This window comes from Frigoribacterium sp. PvP121, from assembly GCF_017833115.1.
Classification (GTDB): domain Bacteria; phylum Actinomycetota; class Actinomycetes; order Actinomycetales; family Microbacteriaceae; genus Frigoribacterium; species Frigoribacterium endophyticum.
In genome coordinates, this window is record NZ_JAFIBR010000001.1 from 2,914,238 (window position 1) to 2,931,945 (window position 17,708).

The window sequence follows — 17,708 nt, forward strand, 5'->3', positions numbered from 1 at the left end:
TAACACTCACCGTCGCCGCGGCGGAAGTGCCCCGAAGGGGGCAACACGACGCAGAGCCCGACCTGATCGGTCGGGCTCTGCGGGTGCCGCCGCCGCGCGGGGCGGTCGGCGTCGAGGGCTGGGCCCTAGGCGGACTTCTCCGTGCGCTGCTCGACGAGACGCGGAACGATGGTCGGCGCCGCGTTCTCCATGACGGAGGCGCGGGTGACGACGACCTTGCCGACCGTGTCGTCGGAGGGCACGTCGAACATGATCGGCCCGAGCACTTCCTCCAGGATGGCACGGAGCCCGCGGGCTCCGGTCTGGCGGAGGACGGCCAGATCGGCGATCGCCTCGAGGGCCGCGGTGTCGAACTCCAGCTCGACGCCGTCGATCTCGAACATGCGCTGGTACTGGCGCACGAGGGCGTTCTTCGGCTCGGTGAGGATCTGCATCAGGGCGGCCTGGTCGAGCTGCGTGACCGTCGTCACCACCGGGAGGCGGCCGATGAACTCGGGGATCAGGCCGAACTTGTGCAGGTCTTCAGGGAGGACCTCGCTGAACAGGGCCGCCTCGTCTTCCTTGCTGTGGAGGGGCGCCCCGAAGCCGATGCCGCGCTTGCCGGCCCGGTTGCTGATGATGTCCTCCAGGCCGGCGAACGCACCGGCGACGATGAAGAGGACGTTGGTCGTGTCGACCTGGATGAACTCCTGGTGCGGGTGCTTGCGGCCGCCCTGCGGCGGGACGGACGCGACGGTGCCCTCGAGGATCTTCAGCAGGGCCTGCTGGACGCCCTCGCCCGACACGTCGCGGGTGATCGACGGGTTCTCGGCCTTGCGGGCGATCTTGTCGATCTCGTCGATGTAGATGATGCCGGTCTCGGCACGCTTGACGTCGTAGTCCGCCGCCTGGATGAGCTTGAGGAGGATGTTCTCGACGTCCTCGCCGACGTAGCCCGCCTCGGTCAGGGCCGTCGCGTCGGCGACGGCGAACGGGACGTTGAGGCGCTTGGCGAGGGTCTGGGCGAGGTACGTCTTGCCGCAGCCGGTCGGGCCGATCAGCAGGATGTTCGACTTCGAGATCTCGACCTCGTCGGCCAGCGACTCGGCCGCCGTCAGCGTCGACGCGGCACGGATGCGCTTGTAGTGGTTGTAGACGGCCACCGAGAGGGCACGCTTCGCGGCGTCCTGCCCGATGACGTACTCCTCGAGGAACGAGTAGATCTCTCGGGGCTTGGGCAGGTCGAACTCGCTCGTGGGCTCTTCACCGGCCTCGGCCAGGCGCTCCTCGATGATCTCGTTGCACAGCTCGACGCACTCGTCGCAGATGTAGACCCCGGGGCCCGCGATGAGCTGCTGCACCTGCTTCTGGCTCTTGCCGCAGAAGGAGCACTTGAGCAGATCTGCGCTCTCACCGATCCGTGCCATGCCCGGCCTCCCTGTCAGCTGGTCGTCGACCCCTGTCGGCCGTCGTCCCCCGAGCCTAACCCGATCGTCCGACACTCCCGCACCCGCACCGCCCTCCGCGCCGGATCGACCCGCGCCGGGCGCCCCGGGGAGGACGACGAAGGACCCCGGGCGCGTGCCCGGGGTCCTCCGTCGTCGTGCCGACCCGGCCGAGGCCGGTCAGCGCAGGGGTCAGCGCGTGAGCGCCGGCTGGTTCTTGCGCGAGGTGAGCACCTGGTCGACGAGGCCGTAGGCCAGCGCCTCCTCGGCCCCCAGGATGTTGTCGCGCTCGATGTCGCGGTTGACCTCTTCCGGCGACTTGTTCGAGTGCTTCGAGAGGGTCTCCTCCAGCCAGGTGCGCATGCGGAGCACTTCCTTCGCCTGGATCTCGATGTCGGACGCCTGGCCGCCGCTGCTGCCGCCGGTCGCGGGCTGGTGGATCAGCACGCGGGCGTTGGGCAGGGCGAGGCGCTTGCCGGGCTGGCCGGCCGCGAGCAGCACGGCCGCGGCGGACGCCGCCTGGCCGAGGCACACCGTCTGGATCTCGGGGCGGATGTACTGCATCGTGTCGTAGATGGCCGTCATGGCCGTGAACGAGCCGCCGGGCGAGTTGATGTAGAGGGTGATGTCGCGGTCAGGGTCCATGCTCTCGAGCACGAGCAGCTGAGCCATGATGTCGTCGGCCGAGGCGTCGTCGACCTGCACGCCGAGGAAGACGATGCGGTCCTCGAAGAGCTTCGCGTACGGGTCCTGGCGCTTGTAGCCGTAGGCCGTGCGCTCCTCGAAGCTCGGCAGGATGTACCGGGAGCTGGGGGCCTGCAGTCGACCCGCGCCACCCATCATCGGGAGTTCCATGAGTTCTTCTCTTTCTGTGCTGATGATCGGGTGGGGGCTAGTCCTGGTCGGTGCCGGCGCCGCCGATGACGTCGGTGGCCGAACCGCGGATGTGGTCGACGAAGCCGTACTCGAGGGCCTCCTCGGCGGTGAACCAGCGGTCGCGGTCGCCGTCCTCGTTGATCTGCTCGACGGTCTTGCCCGTCTGCGCCGCCGTGATCTCGGCCAGGCGCTGCTTCATCGAGAGGATGAGCTGGGCCTGGGTCTGGATGTCGGAGCTGGTGCCGCCGAAGCCGCCGTGCGGCTGGTGCAGCAGGACGCGGGCGTTCGGCGTGATGTAGCGCTTGCCCTTGGTGCCCGCGGTGAGCAGCAGCTGGCCCATCGAGGCGGCCATGCCGATGCCGACCGTCACGATGTCGTTCGGCACGAACTCCATGGCGTCGTAGATGGCCATGCCCGCCGTGATCGACCCGCCGGGCGAGTTGATGTAGAGGTAGATGTCCTTCTCGCTGTCCTCCGCGGCGAGGAGGAGGAGTTTCGCGGCGATCTCGTTGGCGTTCTCGTCGCGCACCTCGGACCCGAGCCAGATGATGCGGTCTTTGAGCAGTCGGTCAAAAACACTGTTGGGCAGTGTCACGTCGGCCATGGTGGAGCTCCCATTCGTTGTCGCTTGCTGTTGAACCTATCGGGTGCAACGCGGCACTTCCGGGCTGTTCGCCCACGGCAATAACTGACTGCCGGCCGCGCCCCGGAGACGACGGAGGGCCGGGTGCACATGCACCCGGCCCTCCGGTCGTCACGCCCGATCAGGCGTGGTCGTGACCCTCGTGGTCGTCGTCGCCGCCGACGCCCGCCGTGGCGGTGAAGGCGGACAGGTCGACCTCGGCGCCCTCGCCGTCGACGACCTTCGCCTTCGACAGCACGACCGCCAGGGCCTTGCTGCGGGCGACCTCGCCGACCATGGCCGGGATCTGGCCGTTCTGGTCGAGCACCTTGATGAACTCGCCGGGCTCCATGCCGTACTGCGCGGCGCCCTGGATCAGGTACTGGGTGAGCTCGTCCTGCTCGACCTTGACCTCTTCCTTCTCGGCGATCGCGTCGAGGAGGATCTGGTTGCGGAAGGCCTTCTCGCTGCTCTCCTTCACCTCGGCACGGTGCTCCTCGTCCTCCAGGCGGTTCTCCTGCTCGAGGTGACGGTGCACCTCGTCCTCGACGAGCTTCTCCGGGACGGGGATCTCGACGGCCTCGAGAAGCTTCTCGACGACCTGGTCGCGCGCCTGGGCGCCCTGACCGAAGGTCTTCGACTTGGCCAGCTGCTCCTTGAGGTCGCCCTTGAGCTCGTCGATCGTGTCGAACTGGCTGGCGATCTGCGCGAAGTCGTCGTCGGCCTCGGGCAGCTCGCGCTCCTTGACGGCGGTGACGGTGACGGCGATCTGGGCCGTCTCGCCCTCACGGTCGCCACCGAGCAGCTTCGACTCGAAGGTCGTGCTCTCACCGGCGGTCAGCGACTCGAGGGCCTCGTCGATGCCCTCGATGAGCTCGCCGGAGCCGATCTCGTACGAGATGCCCTTGGCCGAGTCGACCTCGTCGTCGCCGATGGTCGCGGTGAGGTCGATCTGGGCGAAGTCGCCCGTCGTCGCGGGACGGTCGACCGTGACGAGCGTGCCGAAGCGCGTGCGCAGGTTCGACAGCTCTTCGTCGACCTCCTCGTCGGAGATCTCGACGCTGTCGACCGTGAGCTCGAGGCCCTCGTAGTCGGGCAGGTCGAAGTCGGGGCGCACGTCGACCTCGACGGCGATCGTCAGGTCGCCCGAGAAGTCCTTCACGTCGGGCCAGGCCACGACGTCGGCCTCGGGGCGGCCGAGGACGCGGATCTCGGTCTCGGCGACGGCCTCGCGGTAGAACTTGTCGAGGCTCTCGCTGACCGCGTGGTTCAGGACCTCTTCGCGACCGACGCGCTGGTCGATGATGGGCGGCGGCACCTTGCCCTTGCGGAAGCCGGGGATGTTGATCGACTCGGCGATGTGACCGTAGGCGTGCGTGACGCTGGGCTTCAGCTCGTCGGGGGTGACGACGATGTTGAGCTTGACGCGCGTGGGGCTGAGCTTCTCAACCGTGGTCTGGACCAATGTAGGGCTTCTCCTGTGTTGGTGGCGCTGAACTCACGACCGAGACAGCGGGGGTAGACGACTGTCGGGGCGACAGGACTCGAACCTGCGATCTTCCGCCCCCAAAACGGACGCGCTAGCCACTACGCTACGCCCCGTGCATCACCTGACTCGGCCCGCCCCCGGTCACCCCGTTGAGGTCGGGTGGGAACAGGCCTCGGTGAGTCTAGCCGACCCACGGCCGCCCGTGACTGAGCGGGCCGAGCCCATGGTTTATAGTTGGTGCCACCGCTGCGGCACGGCCGCTCCGGGGATGTAGCTCAATGGTAGAGCCTCAGTCTTCCAAACTGATGGCGCGGGTTCGATTCCCGTCATCCCCTCGTGCTTGTTCGACGCCTCCGGCGTCCGTCGCCTTCGGCGACGTGAATGAATCTTCCTCTGGGCGTCTTTCTGCCTCGTCCGTCGCCGTAGGCGAGGCGGATGTCGTGCTCGGTCGGCGCCTCCGGTGCAGGTCGCGTTCGCGCGACCCTGCGGGGCCGCGGTCAGTGGTCGAGGGGGGCGAAGTAGGCGTCGAGGGGGGAGGCGCGGAGGGCGTCGCCGAAGAGGGTCGCGCCGGCGCGGGTGAAGTGCACGCGGTCGGGTGACAGCAGGGCGCCCGCGTCGTCCGTGATCGGCACGCGCCCGTCTCGCCAGAGGGGGCTCCACGAGACGTAGTGCTCGGCGGGCACGAGGGCCGACGAGCTCGCCTCGCGCTCGGCCACCCACCCCGGCAGCCGGTTCGACAGGCCGGCGCGGTCGTCGCCGTGTCGCTGCACCACCCAGTTGAGGTTGTCGCCGAAGTTCTTCGGGCCGCCGTAGAAGACCGCCTTGCCCTCCGCCGTCATGCTCGCGAGCTCGCCCCGCAGGCAGGGCTCGTACTCGTCGCCGATCGACACCAGCACCACGTCGGCGCCCGCCCAGAGCGCCGACCCCTGGAGCTCGGGGTTCGCGGCGAGGAAGCAGACCCCCGCGTCGAAGGACGGGCCGTGCAGGTGCCGCAGCTCGAGGTCGGCCCGCGGGTACGTCTCGAGCACGCTGTTCGCCAGGTCGCGCGACCAGCTGTCGCCCACCACGAGCACGTTCGTCGCGTCGGGCCGGTCGAAGGGCTCGCGGCCCGTCTCGCTGATCCTCCGGTTGTAGTCGATCGAGGCCTCGGCCGGGTCCTCGCCGAGCCGTGCGGGCAGGCCGCCCGACCCGGCGAGCACGGCTCCGGCGACGACGACCACCGCGACTCCCCCGCCCACGACCGGAACGAACCGACGGAGCGACATCCGTGCGGGGCGGCGGAAGGGCTCCTCCACGAACCGCCACGACAGCCAGCCCACGCCGAGCGCGACGGCCATCAGCACGACGAAGAGCCAGGCCGGCGGGGCCTCGGGCGTCAGCACGCGGGCGAAGACGAAGAGGGGCTGGTGCCACAGGTAGACGCTGAAGGTGACCACCCCGACCGCGACGAGCGGCCGGGCCGAGAGGAGGCGCGTCACCGGTGACCCGGAGCGCGCGAAGGCGATGACGAGCCCCACCCCCGCCACGGCCGCCGCCACGACCGGCAGTCGGAACCCCTCCTCGGCCGGGGCCCCGAGCAGCGAGGCCACGACGAGACCGAGGCCGAGCAGCGCGAGCCCGCGCGCCCGGGCGTCGGGCACGGCGACGAGCCACCGCCAGCCGCGACGGGCCCCCACCGCGAGCAGGCAGCCGACGAGGATCTCCCACGCCCGCGCGGGCAGGAGGTAGTAGGCCGAGTCGACGTCGACGAGGCCCTGGTGGACGGCCAGGCCGAGGCTCGCGAGGGTCGCCGCGACCAGCGCGGCCGTGCGCACCCGGGCGGGCACCCGCGGCGCGACGACGAGCACGAGCGGGAAGAGGAGGTAGAACTGCTCCTCCACGCCGAGGCTCCAGGTGTGCAGGAAGGGCTTGAACTCCGAGGCGAGGTCCCAGTAGCCCGACGTCAGCCAGAGCAGGACGTTGTTGCCCGAGGCCAGCGTCGCCACGAGCGACTGCCCGTAGTTCTCCAGCTCGTCGGGCAGCATGACCAGCACGGCGACGGGCAGGGTCGCCAGCATGACGACGACCAGGGCCGGGAGGATGCGCCGCGCCCGGCGGACGAGGTAGCGCACGACGCCGAAGCGCCCGAGGTCGCGGTCGCGCAGGGCGATGCTGGTCGCGAGGTAGCCGCTGATGACGAAGAAGAAGTCGATGCCCGAGCCGCTCAGCCCCCGGAACCCCGCGTGCGACCACATCGTCGTGAGGATGGCGACGGCACGGAGCCCGTCGAGCTCGGCGCGGTAGCGGAAGGGGACCATGGCGGGCTCTCCGTTCGTCGAGGAGCCCGGCCCGGGCCCACAGACCGGACAGTCTAATATGTCTCATGACGGCCGTGATGACCACGACCCCCGGGGAGTCATCCCTGCGGTGTACGTGGAGCACGCCGCGATGCGGCACGATCGACCCATGGACCGCGCGACCCCCGCCCGCGTCGCGCTCGTGGGCGCGGCGCTGGCACTGCTGACGACCGGCTGCTCCGCGGGGGCCGTGACCACCGCCTCCCCCGCCCGGGTCTCCGCGGCCGCGCCGGGCGCGGCCAGCACGCTCGTGCCCGTCGCGGCGGGCGACGGCCACGGCGTCAGGGTCGCGATCGTGGGCGACTCGCTCACGGCCGGCGGCGGTCGCCTGCTCAGCGACGGGCTCGACGCCGACACGTGGATGACGTACGCGCAGGGCGACGGCGTCGAGTACGTCGGCGGCTGGGCGCGGGGCGGCAGCACGGTCGAGCAGCAGGCCGCGGCCGTGCAGCCCGTCGCCGACGTCGACGTCCTCGTGCTGATGTCCGGCACGAACGACGTGCGCACGGGCGTCCCGTTCTCCGCGGCCCGGGCGTCGTACGAGTCGATCGTCGACACCGTCAGCGCGCGCGAGGTCGTCGTCGCCGCCATCCCCCCGTACGCCCGCGACCCCTCCGCCGCCGCCCGCTACGAGCGCGACCTCGAGCGCTGGGTCGCGACGACCGACCACGTCTTCGTCGACCCGTGGCGCACGGTGCGCGCGGGCGAGGCCTGGGCGCCCGGTGCCAGCGTCGACGGCATCCACCCGACCACGGCCGGCTACGAGAGGCTCGGCCGGTCGCTCCGCGAGACGATCCTCGACGTCGGCGCCGACCCCGAGGTCCTCCGGGCCGACGAGGGGCCCCTCGAGGGCACGCCCGACGGCGCGGCGCCGGGGAGCGTCGACGGCGGCAGCTGACCCCGGGAGGCGCGGTGGGGTCGTGCCCCGCCCGTCCCTAGTGCTGCAGGTAGGCGAGCACCGCCAGCACGCGGCGGTGGTCCGTGCCGCTGTCCTCCAGCAGGAGCTTCTGGAAGATCGACGTGACGTTCTTCTCGACGGCGCCCGTGCCGATCACGAGCTGTGCGGCGATCGCCGCGTTCGTGCGGCCCTCGGCCATGAGGGTCAGCACCTCGCGCTCGCGGGGCGTGAGGGCCGAGAGCGGGTCGCTCCGGCGGCCGAGCAGCTGCGAGACGACCTGCGGGTCGAGCACGGTGCCGCCGGCGGCGACGCGCTCGAGGGCGTCGCGGAACTCGTCGATCGACGCGATGCGGTCCTTCAGCAGGTAGCCGACGCCGCCCGAGCCCGACTCGAGGAGGTCGCGGGCGTAGGCGACCTCGACGTACTGCGAGAGCAGCAGGATGCAGGTCTGCGGGCGCCGGCGACGGATCTCGATCGCCGCCCGCACCCCCTCGTCGGTGTGGGTCGGCGGCATGCGGACGTCGAGCACGGCGACGTCCGGAGCCACCGCGTCGAGGTCGGCGAGCAGCGAGTCGGCGTCGCCGAAGGCCCCCACGACCGCCACCCCCAGCTCGTCGAGCAGCCGCACCAGACCCTCGCGCAGCAGCACGGAGTCGTCGGCGACCGCGACGCGGAGGGCGGGGTCGAGGGGGCCGTCGGTCATCCCGGCAGTCTAGGGAGCCGTCGGCCCGCCCGTCGCGCCGCGGCCGCGCCCCCGGCCGGCGCCGCGGGGCAGCGGCTCGGTGACGGCCGTCGGCGACACGTCGGGCAGCGGCTCGGTCACGGCGGCGTACGGGGGCAGCGGCAGGGTGGGCGACGTGCCGGGCGTCGCCGCGGTCGGCGTCGGCTCTCCTGAGGTCGGGTCGTCCGCCGAGGGAGGCGCCACCGAGCTGCCGAGGTCGGTCACCAGCGGGATGCTCACGGTCACGATGGTCGGGCCGCCCTGCGGGCTGGAGATGTCGAGGAAGCCGCCGAGCCCCACGAGGCGCTCCTGGACCCCGGCGAGGCCGTGCCCGTCTCGGAGGCCCGCGCCGCCGCGGCCGTCGTCGGTGACGACGAGCTCGAGCAGGGTGCCGACGCCGTCGGGGGCGGTGCGGGTGCGGAGCGCGAGGTCGGCCGAGCTGGCCTCGGAGTGCTTGCCGATGTTCGTCACCAGCTCGGAGGCGATGAAGTAGGCGTTGCGCTCGATGTCGGCGGGCACCACCACGTGGGCGGGCACCCGGTTCACCAGCGTCGTCGAGATCACGGCGCGGTCGACGAGCGACTCGAGGGCGGCGACGAGCCCGCGGTCGAGCAGGAGCGGCGGGGCGAACCCGCGGGAGAGCGCGCGCAGCTCCTCGAGGGCCTCTCGGGACTGCACCCGCGCCTCCTCGATCAGGGCCTTGCTCTTCTCCGGGTCGGCGTCGACGGCACGGGCCGCGGCGGCGAGGTCCATCTGGAGCCGCACCAGCCGCTGCTGCGGGCCGTCGTGGATGTCGCGCTCGAGACGACGGAGCGCCGTCCCCTCGGCGGAGAGCGCGGCGGTGCGCGAGATCTCGCGGTCGGCCAGCTCGACCTCGAGCTGCTCGGAGCGGAAGCCCCCGAGCACGGCCGCCGCGATCGCCTGGTGCACGACGACGACGGCGTGCACCACGTACGGGTAGACGAGCACGACGCCGGCGAAGAGGGCGAGGGCCACGATCACCAGCGCGGCGGCCCCTCCGGTGCCGATCGCCGAGGGCCAGTCCGTGAGCTGGAACGGGGTGACGGCGCCGAAGAACACGACGATGCCGAGCACGAACAGGAGGGGGCCGCCGAGCAGCAGGGCGAGCACGAACGTCGTCACGCCCGCGACGGTCGGGAAGATGATCAGCGCGTAGAGCAGGTACAGCCAGTAGTGCGGGTTCGCGAAGACCGACACGGCACGGACGAAGCGCGAGCTCGACCGGCCCCACGCCGTGTTCGGGGTCCAGTCGACGGGGCGGATCGGGCGGTCGCTGGCCCAGCGCAGCCGGAGCACCTCGAAGGTGCCGAACCAGCGGGCCAGCCAGAGGGCGCCGAAGACGACCACGGCCAGGAAGACGAGGGTGACGAGCGAGTCGCTCGAGCCGCTCAGCACGTGGAAGAACAGCGCGGCGCCGAGCGACACGATCACGACCAGCACCGCCGAGAGGGCCACGTAGCCGAGCTCACGGGGCAGCTCGCGCCAGCGGCGACGGTAGCCGCCCGGGCGGGCGGGCGGCGACAGGTAGGGGTTCTGGACGGTGATGGGGCGCTCCTGGGTCATGGGTCGAGCCTCGCGGGTCTGGGCCGCGCTCCCCATGGTGCCAGCGCCCGGACGCCCGGTGGGGTTATCCCCCGGTGCGGGGCCGCCCGGGCGACCCCGACGGGGGCGTCACGGGCCCTCGGCCCACCCCGGTGAGGGCAGGCGACCCTCACGAAGTGCAGCCTCAGCTTGCTTGCGGAATCCCCTCAGCCGAATAGCGTTGCACCCATCGTCTAGGAAAGGACTCGTCATGACCGATCTCCGCATCACCGTTCCCCAGGGCTCCGTCGACCCGGACGTCGCCGCCGGCGTCGCCCAGTTCCTCAGCCCGATCGTCACCGACCTGACCGCCCTCTCCGTCAACGGCAAGCAGGCGCACTGGCACGTCCGGGGCATCGCCTTCGTCGCCGTGCACGAGCTCATCGACGTGGTCGTCGACCACGCCCGCGAGTGGGCCGACCTGGCCGCCGAGCGCGTCGTCGCCCTCGGCCTCCCCGTCGACGCTCGCGTCGAGACCGTCGCCGCGAAGACCTCGATCCCCCCGACGTCGCCCGGCTTCAGCCAGATCGACCGCACGATCGCTGAGCTGGTCGCCCAGATCGACGCCGCCCTGGTCGGCGTCCGCACCGCCATCGACGAGCTCGGCGAGCTCGACGCCTCCAGCCAGGACGTCGCGATCGAGATCTCGCGCGGCCTCGAGAAGGACCGCTGGTTCCTCGCGGCGCACGTCGCCGGCTGAGCCGACGCCGACCGACCCCGGCTCCTGCCTGACGAGAGGCCGCCGCCCCCACCGGGGCGGCGGCCTTCGTCGTCAGGGGGCGCGGTGCGTGAACCGGCCGCCGACGAGGGTCGCCGCGACCGGGAACCCGCGGAGGTCGTCGGCCGCGAGCGGGTCGGCCTCCGTGACGACGAGGTCGGCGACGCGGCCCGCACGGACGAGCCCCTGCCCGTCGACCGAGGCCAGCAGCGCCGCCCGCGCCCCGATCCGCTGCTCGGGGTGCCAGGCGGCACGGCCGTCGCGCGACCGCGAGACGGCGGCCGCCATCGTGACCCACGGGTCGAGGGGCGCCACCGGGGCGTCCGACCCGAGGCGCAGCTCGACCCCGGCCGCGACGAGCGACGCCAGCGCGAAGGCACGGTCGGTGCGGCCGGCCCAGAGGGCGTCGGCGACGTCGCGGTCGTCCATCGCGTGCTCGGGCTGCACGCTGGCGACGACGCCGAGGCGGGCGAACCGCGCGACGTCGGCGTCGTCGAGCAGCTGCGCGTGCTCGACGCTGCCGCGGCAGCCCACGGCCTCGAACGCGTCGAGGGCGCGCTCGGCCGCCCGGTCGCCGATCGCGTGGACCGCCGGCACGAGGCCCGCCGAGGAGGCGCGGCGCATCCACGCGACGAGGTCGCCCTGGTCGTAGCTCGCGACCCCGGTCGCGCCCGGACCGCTCAGCCCCGGGTACGGGTCGTGGCACCACGCGGTGCGCGTGTTGAGCGACCCGTCGGTGATGATCTTCGCCGGCCCCACCGAGACGAGCCCGCGGGTGCCCGGCACCACGTCGCCCGTGCGGAGCCCCCGCTCGACGGCCGCCTCGAGGTCGTGGGGGTAGACGCCGCAGCGCACCCGCAGCTGGTCGACGCCGCCTCGGACGCGACGGGCCCAGCGGTCGAGCGAGAACGACATCTCGAGGTCGACGACGCCGACCACGCCCCGCGCGGCGGCGGCGACGACGGCGTCGCCCACCCAGCCGTCGAGGACGGCGTCGCTGACCGCGCTGACGGCGGTCGACACGGCGAAGGCGTCCTGCTCGCGCAGCAGGCCCGTCACGTGGCCGCCGTGCCCGTGCACGGCCAGCGCGGCGCTGTCGAGCCAGGCCGAGTGCAGGTCGGCGCTGACCAGCACGACCGGCACGTCGCCGCTGACGGCGTCGAGGAGCGCCCGGTGCGGCTCGTCGGGCCAGAGCGCGTCGCGGAAGCCGTAGCCGACGAGGGGCTCCCCGGCCGCGGGCGGCGCCTCGCGGAGGCGGGCCCCGACGAGGGCAGCGGCCTCCGCCGCGCTGGCCGCCCCGCCGACGTCGAGGCGGCGGCGCACGAGCGCCCACTGGTCGAGGTGCGCGTGGGAGTCCCAGAGGCCGGGGCCGAGCCACCGGCCCTCGAGGTCGACGACCTCGGCGCCGGCGGGCGACGCGAGCTCGCCCCGGGGCGCGAGCCGGGCGACGACCCCGCCGTCGAGGAGGGCGTCGACGGGAGCGGAGCCGTCGGCGCCGACGAGGCGGGCGTCCGTCAGGAAGACGGCCCGCGCCTCCTCGGACTGGGCGCTCATCGGGGGTGCACCCGGCGCATCTCGGCCGCCAGGGCAGGCTGCGCGTAGTGCTCTCCGTGGTCGAGCTCGGCGACGATGCGGTCGACGACCTCCGGCGGCTTGTTCTGGCTGAGCTTGAGGCGAGCGTCGAACCGGGTCACGCGGAGGCGGACGCCCACCGTGCCGCGGGCGACGCGGCGTGCCCCCTCCTCGTCGAGCTGCAGCGAGCTCGGCTCGGGCATCACGCGCTCGAAGTGGTCGACGAGCTCGCCGAGCACCCGGAAGTTCTCCTCGTCGGAGAGGATCTCGGGGGTGGCCCACAGGTGGGCGGTGACGTGGTTCCAGGTCGGGATGATCTGCTCCGCCGGGTACCAGCCGGGCGAGACGTAGCCGTGCGGCCCCTGGACGATGACCATCACCTCGCCCTGGCCCAGCTCGAGGCTGCGCTCGTCGGGGCGGCCGACGTGGCTGACCAGCGACAGCGAGCCGTCGTCGGTCTCCTCCAGCACGACCGGGTAGTGCGACGCGACCAGGCCATCCGCGGTGTGGGCCACGATCGTGGCCCAGGGGTTCTCGCGCACGAGGCGCGCGACCTCGGCGACGTCGGACAGCACGAAGTGCGGGGTGTGCCTCATGCGACCGAGCCTGTCAGACCTGGTCGACCGGGCACCAGTAGAGCTTCCGCCCCGCCGCCATCTCCATCACGACGTTCGTGCCGCAGACCCGGCAGGGCAGCCCCTCGCGGTGGTAGACCCAGTGGCGGTCAGCCCGGCTGCGCAGCGCCTTCGCGTGCTGCGCCTTCGTCAGGCCGTCCATCGTCATCATCTGGCCCAGCTCGACGCCGCTCTTCAGGAGCTTCGTCCAGTCCTTGTAGAGCGCCCTCAGGACGTCCTCCGGCACCTGGTTGCCGGGGGTGTGCGGGTCGAGACGGGCGCGGAAGAGCAGCTCGGCCCGGTAGATGTTGCCGATGCCGCTCACGACGCTCTGGTCCATCAGCAGCAGGCCGATCGGCGTGCGCTTCTTCCGCACCGTCGTGACGAACCGGTCGCTGCCCTTCTTCGGGGAGTCGACCAGCGGGTCGGGGCCGAGCTTCGCGACGGCCGCGTCGACGCCCTCGTCGTCGAGCACCTCGCACTTGGTCGGGCCCCGCAGGTCGCCGACCGCGGTCTCGCTGAGCAGACGCACCCGCACCTGGCCGACGGGCTCGGGCGGGAACGACTCGATGTCGTCCTCCGCCTTCTCCTGCTCGGCCATGCGCACGCGGCTGCGGCGCGGCGCCCCGATGCTCGCCATCGAGTGCTCGCCGTCGTCGTCGTCGGGGGCGTTCTCGGCCTTGCGGGTGGCGGAACGCCGCGTGCGCGACTCCGCCATGGAGGCGCCGGTCGCGATGTCGCCCGCGAAGTCCCAGGCACCGTAGAGCCCGAGGTGCACGTGCAGCCAGAGCCCGTTGTCGAACTCGAGGAACATCTGCTTGCCGACCGCCTTCGCGTCGACCATGGTCGCGCCGTCGAGCTTCTCCGCGCCGGCGGCGAACCGGCCCTGGGGGGAGCTCACCGCGACGCGGTGGCCGACGAAGGTCTGGGCGAACTGGTTGGCGATGCGGTGGACGGAGTGGCCCTCGGGCACGCGTCGCCCCTAGTCGACCGGGTGGCCGGCGATGGCCCCGGTCGTCTCGTACTCCGCGAGCTGCGCGATGCGGCGGACGTGGCGCTCGTCGTGCGTGAACGGCTCGGCCACGAAGGCGTCGATGAAGGCCAGGGCCTCCTCCTCGGTGTGCTGGCGCGCACCGATGGCGATGACGTTCGCGTCGTTGTGCTGACGCGCCAGCTTCGCCGTGGAGTCGTTCCAGACCAGCGCGGCCCGGACGCCCTCGACCTTGTTCGCGGCGATCTGCTCGCCGTTGCCCGACCCGCCGAAGACGACGCCGAGGGCCTCGTGCCCCGCCCGCTGGTCGCGCACGACGGCGCGGGCCGCGGCGATGCAGAAGGAGGGGTAGTCGTCGAGGGGCTCGTAGCTCGTCGGCCCGTGGTCGGTGACGTCGTGGCCGGCCCGGCTCAGGTGCTCGATGACGGTGGTGCTGAACTCGAGACCGGCGTGATCGGTCGCGACGTGGATGCGCATGACCTCGATCCTAGGACGGCGTCAGTCGAAGATCGGACCGACGGTGCGGGTCCGCTTGATCTCGAAGAAGCCGGGGTACGAGGCCGCCGCGACGACGCCGTCCCACAGGGTCAGAGCGACCTCGCCCTTCGGGGCGGGCGAGATGACCGGGCCGAAGAACGCCGTGCCGTTCACCGCGATGACGGGCGTGCCGACGTCCTGCCCGACGCGGCCGATGCCGTCGAAGTGGCTGGCGCGCATCTGCTCGTCGAACTCGTCGGTGTCGGCGTGCCGGGCGAGGTCGGCGGGGAGGCCCACCTCGGCGAGCGCCGCGGGGATGACGACGTCGGCGTCGGTCTCGCCGCCCGGGTGGATGCGCGTGCCGAGCGCGTCGTAGAGGGGCTTGACCACCTGCTGGCCGTGGAGCTCGCCGGCCGCCGTCACGAGGCGCGTGTAGCGGAGCATCCGGGCGAACATCGAGCGGTACTCGTCGCTCACATCGTTGTCCTCGTTCAGCACCGCGAGGCTCATGACGTGGAAGGTGACGTCGAGGTCGCGGTGCGCGGCGACCTCGTCGACCCAGCGGCTCGTCATCCAGGCCCACGGGCAGGAGGGGTCGAACCAGAAGTCGACGGTGGTGTGGGGGGCGGGGGCGACGGTGTCGGTCATGCGCCCAGTCAACACCTGCACCCCGGGGGCGCACCTCCGAGGGCAGGTGGCGCCCGCCGGGCCGCGGGCCCCAGGTCTAGGCTCGTCGGCGGACCACGAGTCCGCCATGGACACCTGAAGACGGATGGAGCAAGCGTGCCCGGAGAGAACCTGACCCGAGTTGAGGCGCAGGAGCGCAGGAGCGTCGTCGACGTCCGGTCGTACGAGATCGAGCTCGACCTCACGCGGGGTGCCGAGGTCTTCGGCAGCTCGACAACGGTGCGATTCACCGCGACGCCCGGTGCCTCGACCTTCATCGACGCGCTGACGCGGACCGTCCACTCGGTCACGCTGAACGGCGAGGCGCTCGACGTCGCCGCGGTGAACGACGGCGTGCGGATCCAGCTCGCCGACCTCGCGGCCGAGAACGAGCTCGTCGTCGTCGCCGACGCCGAGTACACGAACACGGGCGAGGGCCTGCACCGCTTCGTCGACCCCGTCGACGGCGAGGTCTACCTGTACTCGCAGTTCGAGGTGCCCGACAGCCGCCGCGTCTTCGCGGTGTTCGAGCAGCCCGACCTCAAGGCGACGTTCCAGTTCACCGTCACCGCGCCGGCCCGCTGGGAGGTCGTGAGCAACCAGCCGACCCCCGAGCCCGCCGTCGACGGCGACGTCGCCACCTGGGCCTTCTCCCCGACCCCGGTGCTCTCGAGCTACATCACCGCCGTCATCGCGGGCCCCTACGACGTCGTGCGCAGCGAGCTCACCAGCTCCGACGGCCGGACCATCCCGCTCGGCATCTTCACGCGTCGCTCGCTGACCGAGCACCTCGACGCGGACTACATCTTCGAGAAGACGCGACAGGGCTTCGCCTACTACGAGGAGAAGTTCCGGTACGCCTACCCGTTCGAGAAGTACGACCAGCTCTTCGTGCCGGAGTTCAACGCAGGCGCCATGGAGAACGCGGGCGCCGTGACCTTCGTCGAGACCTACGTGTTCCGCAGCAAGGTGACCGACGCCATCAAGGAGCGCCGGGTCGTCACGATCCTGCACGAGCTCGCCCACATGTGGTTCGGCGACCTCGTCACGATGAAGTGGTGGAACGACCTCTGGCTGAACGAGTCGTTCGCCGAGTGGGCCTCCACGATCTCGACGGCCGAGGCCACCGAGTGGACCGAGGCCTGGACGACCTTCCAGGCGATGGAGAAGAGCTGGGCCTACCGCCAGGACCAGCTCCCGTCCACGCACCCCGTCGTCGCGACCATCAACGACCTCGAGGACGTCCAGGTCAACTTCGACGGCATCACCTACGCCAAGGGCGGCTCGGTGCTGAAGCAGCTCGTCGCCTGGGTCGGCATCGACGCGTTCTACGCCGGCGTCGCCGCGTACTTCCAGAAGCACCACCACTCGAACACCGAGCTGAGCGACCTGCTCGTCGAGCTCGAGGCCACCTCGGGCCGCGAGCTCACGAGCTGGAGCGAGAAGTGGCTCGAGACGGCGGGCGTCAACACCCTCCGCCCCGAGGTCGAGACCGACGCCGACGGCGTCGTCACGGCGTTCGCCGTCCTGCAGGAGGCGCCCGCCGACTACCCGACGATCCGCCCGCACCGTCTCGCGATCGGCCTCTACGACCTCGACGGCGACGCCCTCGTGCGTCGGCACCGGGTCGAGATCGACGTCGACGGCACCCGCACCGAGGTCCCCGAGCTCGTCGGCCAGCACCGCGGGGCGCTCGTGCTCGTGAACGACGACGACCTCGCCTACGCCAAGATCCGCCTCGACGAGGCCTCGCTGGCCACCGCCCTGGAGCACCTGGCGCAGATCAGCGACCCTCTGGCCCGTGCCCTCGTCTGGGGCTCGGTCTGGGACGCCACGCGCGACGCCGAGACCGCACCGCGGGACTACGTGCGCCTCGTGCTCGACAACATCGCGACCGAGACCGAGTCGACGACCATCCGCACGACGCTGGCCCAGCTGGCGCAGACGGCGCGGGCGTACGTCGACCCCTCGACCCGCGCCTCCACCGTCACGGAGGTCGGCGACGGCCTCTGGGCCCTGGCACAGCAGGCCGAGGCCGGGTCGGACGCGCAGTTCCAGTTCGTCAAGGCCTTCGCCGGCATCGCGTCGACCCCCGAGCACGCGGCGACGCTGCAGGGCCTGACGGACGGCTCCGTGGCGCTCGACGGCCTGACCGTCGACACGGACCTCCGCTGGGAGCTGCTCGAGGGCCTCGTGCTCGTCGGCGCCGCGGGCACGGCCGAGATCGACGCCGCGCTCGAGGCCGACAACACGGCCAACGGTGCGCAGGCAGCGGCCCGTGCCCGGGCGACCATCCCCACCACCGAGGGCAAGCTGGCCGCCTTCCGGTCGATCGTCGAGAGCTCGGAGCAGCCGAACGCCATCGTGCGCGCGACCGCCCAGGGCTTCGTGCACACGAACGACCCCGCGATCCTGCAGCCGCTCGTCGAGCCCTACTTCGCGGCGCTGACGACGATCTGGGAGTCGCGGAGCTACCACATCGCCGACACGCTGGTCTCGGGGCTCTACCCGTCGCCGCTGGCCGACCAGGCGCTGGTCGACAGCAGCCGTGCGTGGCTCGAGGCGAACCCGGGCGTGCCGGCCCTGCGCCGCATCGTGAGCGAGAGCGTCTCCGGCGTCGAGCGTGCCCTGCGCGCCCAGGCGGCCGACGCCTCCTAGCCGCATCGGTCGCTCGCGGCCACCCGTCGGACGGCGGACCCTGC

15 protein-coding genes and 2 tRNA genes are annotated in these 17,708 nt (G+C 72.0%); 4 read left to right on the forward strand and 13 right to left on the reverse strand.

The window, feature by feature from the left end; genetic code table 11:
* Positions 1-125: 125 nt before the first annotated feature.
* The 5 genes from clpX to JOE43_RS13580 form a co-directional block, all read right to left on the reverse strand.
* Positions 126-1,406 carry an ATP-dependent Clp protease ATP-binding subunit ClpX gene (clpX, locus tag JOE43_RS13560; RefSeq protein WP_209518434.1) on the reverse strand — a complete coding sequence of 427 codons (1,281 nt, stop codon included), beginning with the start codon at positions 1,404-1,406 and terminating at the stop codon, positions 126-128.
* A gap of 210 nt (positions 1,407-1,616) precedes the next feature.
* Positions 1,617-2,279 carry an ATP-dependent Clp protease proteolytic subunit gene (locus JOE43_RS13565; protein ID WP_056056452.1) on the reverse strand — a complete coding sequence of 221 codons (663 nt, stop codon included), beginning with the start codon at positions 2,277-2,279 and terminating at the stop codon, positions 1,617-1,619.
* 37 nt (positions 2,280-2,316) lie between these two features.
* Entirely contained in the window at positions 2,317-2,904 is a 588-nt protein-coding gene (locus JOE43_RS13570) for an ATP-dependent Clp protease proteolytic subunit (protein ID WP_056056453.1), read from the reverse strand.
* Positions 2,905-3,064: 160 nt separating this feature from the next.
* The gene (gene tig / locus JOE43_RS13575; protein ID WP_056056454.1) at positions 3,065-4,387 is read right to left on the reverse strand and encodes a trigger factor; all 1,323 of its coding nucleotides are present in this window, start codon (positions 4,385-4,387) and stop codon (positions 3,065-3,067) included.
* Between the two features lie 64 nt (positions 4,388-4,451).
* Positions 4,452-4,524, reverse strand: a tRNA-Pro gene (locus tag JOE43_RS13580).
* A 151-nt stretch (positions 4,525-4,675) separates the two neighbouring features.
* Here JOE43_RS13580 and JOE43_RS13585 point away from each other — a divergent pair.
* A tRNA-Gly gene (locus JOE43_RS13585) sits at positions 4,676-4,746 on the forward strand.
* A gap of 162 nt (positions 4,747-4,908) precedes the next feature.
* On the opposite strand, the gene JOE43_RS13590 is transcribed toward JOE43_RS13585, so the two are convergent.
* On the reverse strand, positions 4,909-6,708 hold the full coding sequence (locus JOE43_RS13590) for an acyltransferase (protein ID WP_209518436.1): 1,800 nt from the start codon (positions 6,706-6,708) through the stop codon (positions 4,909-4,911).
* 148 nt (positions 6,709-6,856) lie between these two features.
* Here JOE43_RS13590 and JOE43_RS13595 point away from each other — a divergent pair, with 148 nt between their 5' ends.
* Positions 6,857-7,645 (forward strand): SGNH/GDSL hydrolase family protein, encoded by a 789-nt coding sequence (locus JOE43_RS13595; protein ID WP_209518438.1) that lies wholly within the window; start codon positions 6,857-6,859, stop codon positions 7,643-7,645.
* 37 nt (positions 7,646-7,682) lie between these two features.
* Here JOE43_RS13595 and JOE43_RS13600 read toward each other — a convergent pair whose 3' ends face one another.
* A complete protein-coding gene (locus JOE43_RS13600; protein WP_056056457.1) occupies positions 7,683-8,348 on the reverse strand; it encodes a response regulator transcription factor in 666 nt (221 codons plus the stop codon).
* A gap of 9 nt (positions 8,349-8,357) precedes the next feature.
* On the reverse strand, positions 8,358-9,950 hold the full coding sequence (locus JOE43_RS13605) for a sensor histidine kinase (RefSeq protein ID WP_209518440.1): 1,593 nt from the start codon (positions 9,948-9,950) through the stop codon (positions 8,358-8,360).
* 229 nt (positions 9,951-10,179) lie between these two features.
* Between JOE43_RS13605 and JOE43_RS13610 the strand changes: the two genes are divergently transcribed.
* On the forward strand, positions 10,180-10,668 hold the full coding sequence (locus JOE43_RS13610) for a Dps family protein (protein ID WP_209518442.1): 489 nt from the start codon (positions 10,180-10,182) through the stop codon (positions 10,666-10,668).
* A 72-nt stretch (positions 10,669-10,740) separates the two neighbouring features.
* On the opposite strand, the gene JOE43_RS13615 is transcribed toward JOE43_RS13610, so the two are convergent.
* Genes JOE43_RS13615 through JOE43_RS13635 form a run of 5 tightly spaced genes read right to left on the reverse strand, consistent with a single transcriptional unit; the run spans position 10,741 to position 14,988 of the window.
* On the reverse strand, positions 10,741-12,240 hold the full coding sequence (locus JOE43_RS13615) for an amidohydrolase (RefSeq protein WP_209518444.1): 1,500 nt from the start codon (positions 12,238-12,240) through the stop codon (positions 10,741-10,743).
* The gene (locus tag JOE43_RS13620) at positions 12,237-12,854 is read right to left on the reverse strand and encodes an FMN-binding negative transcriptional regulator (RefSeq protein ID WP_209518446.1); all 618 of its coding nucleotides are present in this window, start codon (positions 12,852-12,854) and stop codon (positions 12,237-12,239) included. The genes JOE43_RS13615 and JOE43_RS13620 overlap by 4 nt, the downstream gene beginning before the upstream one ends.
* A gap of 13 nt (positions 12,855-12,867) precedes the next feature.
* Positions 12,868-13,845, reverse strand: coding sequence for an Fpg/Nei family DNA glycosylase (locus tag JOE43_RS13625; protein ID WP_209518449.1), 978 nt, complete (start codon positions 13,843-13,845; stop codon positions 12,868-12,870).
* A gap of 9 nt (positions 13,846-13,854) precedes the next feature.
* The gene (locus tag JOE43_RS13630; protein WP_056056463.1) at positions 13,855-14,340 is read right to left on the reverse strand and encodes a ribose-5-phosphate isomerase; all 486 of its coding nucleotides are present in this window, start codon (positions 14,338-14,340) and stop codon (positions 13,855-13,857) included.
* Positions 14,341-14,361: 21 nt separating this feature from the next.
* The gene (locus JOE43_RS13635; RefSeq protein WP_209518450.1) at positions 14,362-14,988 is read right to left on the reverse strand and encodes a DsbA family protein; all 627 of its coding nucleotides are present in this window, start codon (positions 14,986-14,988) and stop codon (positions 14,362-14,364) included.
* 135 nt (positions 14,989-15,123) lie between these two features.
* Between JOE43_RS13635 and pepN the strand changes: the two genes are divergently transcribed.
* Complete coding sequence (gene pepN / locus JOE43_RS13640) at positions 15,124-17,664, forward strand: aminopeptidase N (protein WP_209518452.1); 2,541 nt, start codon at positions 15,124-15,126, stop codon at positions 17,662-17,664.
* The last annotated feature ends 44 nt before the right edge of the window (positions 17,665-17,708 follow it).

Coding starts and splice junctions, on each gene's coding strand:
- JOE43_RS13615 (WP_209518444.1), bottom strand. CDS start 12,240: ATGAGCGCCCAGTCCGAGGAGGCGCGGGCCGTCTTCCTGACGGACGCC.
- JOE43_RS13635 (WP_209518450.1), bottom strand. CDS start 14,988: ATGACCGACACCGTCGCCCCCGCCCCCCACACCACCGTCGACTTCTGG.
- JOE43_RS13565 (WP_056056452.1), bottom strand. CDS start 2,279: ATGGAACTCCCGATGATGGGTGGCGCGGGTCGACTGCAGGCCCCCAGC.
- clpX (WP_209518434.1), bottom strand. CDS start 1,406: ATGGCACGGATCGGTGAGAGCGCAGATCTGCTCAAGTGCTCCTTCTGC.
- JOE43_RS13605 (WP_209518440.1), bottom strand. CDS start 9,950: ATGACCCAGGAGCGCCCCATCACCGTCCAGAACCCCTACCTGTCGCCG.
- JOE43_RS13570 (WP_056056453.1), bottom strand. CDS start 2,904: ATGGCCGACGTGACACTGCCCAACAGTGTTTTTGACCGACTGCTCAAA.
- JOE43_RS13600 (WP_056056457.1), bottom strand. CDS start 8,348: ATGACCGACGGCCCCCTCGACCCCGCCCTCCGCGTCGCGGTCGCCGAC.
- JOE43_RS13630 (WP_056056463.1), bottom strand. CDS start 14,340: ATGCGCATCCACGTCGCGACCGATCACGCCGGTCTCGAGTTCAGCACC.
- JOE43_RS13595 (WP_209518438.1), top strand. CDS start 6,857: ATGGACCGCGCGACCCCCGCCCGCGTCGCGCTCGTGGGCGCGGCGCTG.
- JOE43_RS13620 (WP_209518446.1), bottom strand. CDS start 12,854: ATGAGGCACACCCCGCACTTCGTGCTGTCCGACGTCGCCGAGGTCGCG.
- JOE43_RS13610 (WP_209518442.1), top strand. CDS start 10,180: ATGACCGATCTCCGCATCACCGTTCCCCAGGGCTCCGTCGACCCGGAC.
- JOE43_RS13590 (WP_209518436.1), bottom strand. CDS start 6,708: ATGGTCCCCTTCCGCTACCGCGCCGAGCTCGACGGGCTCCGTGCCGTC.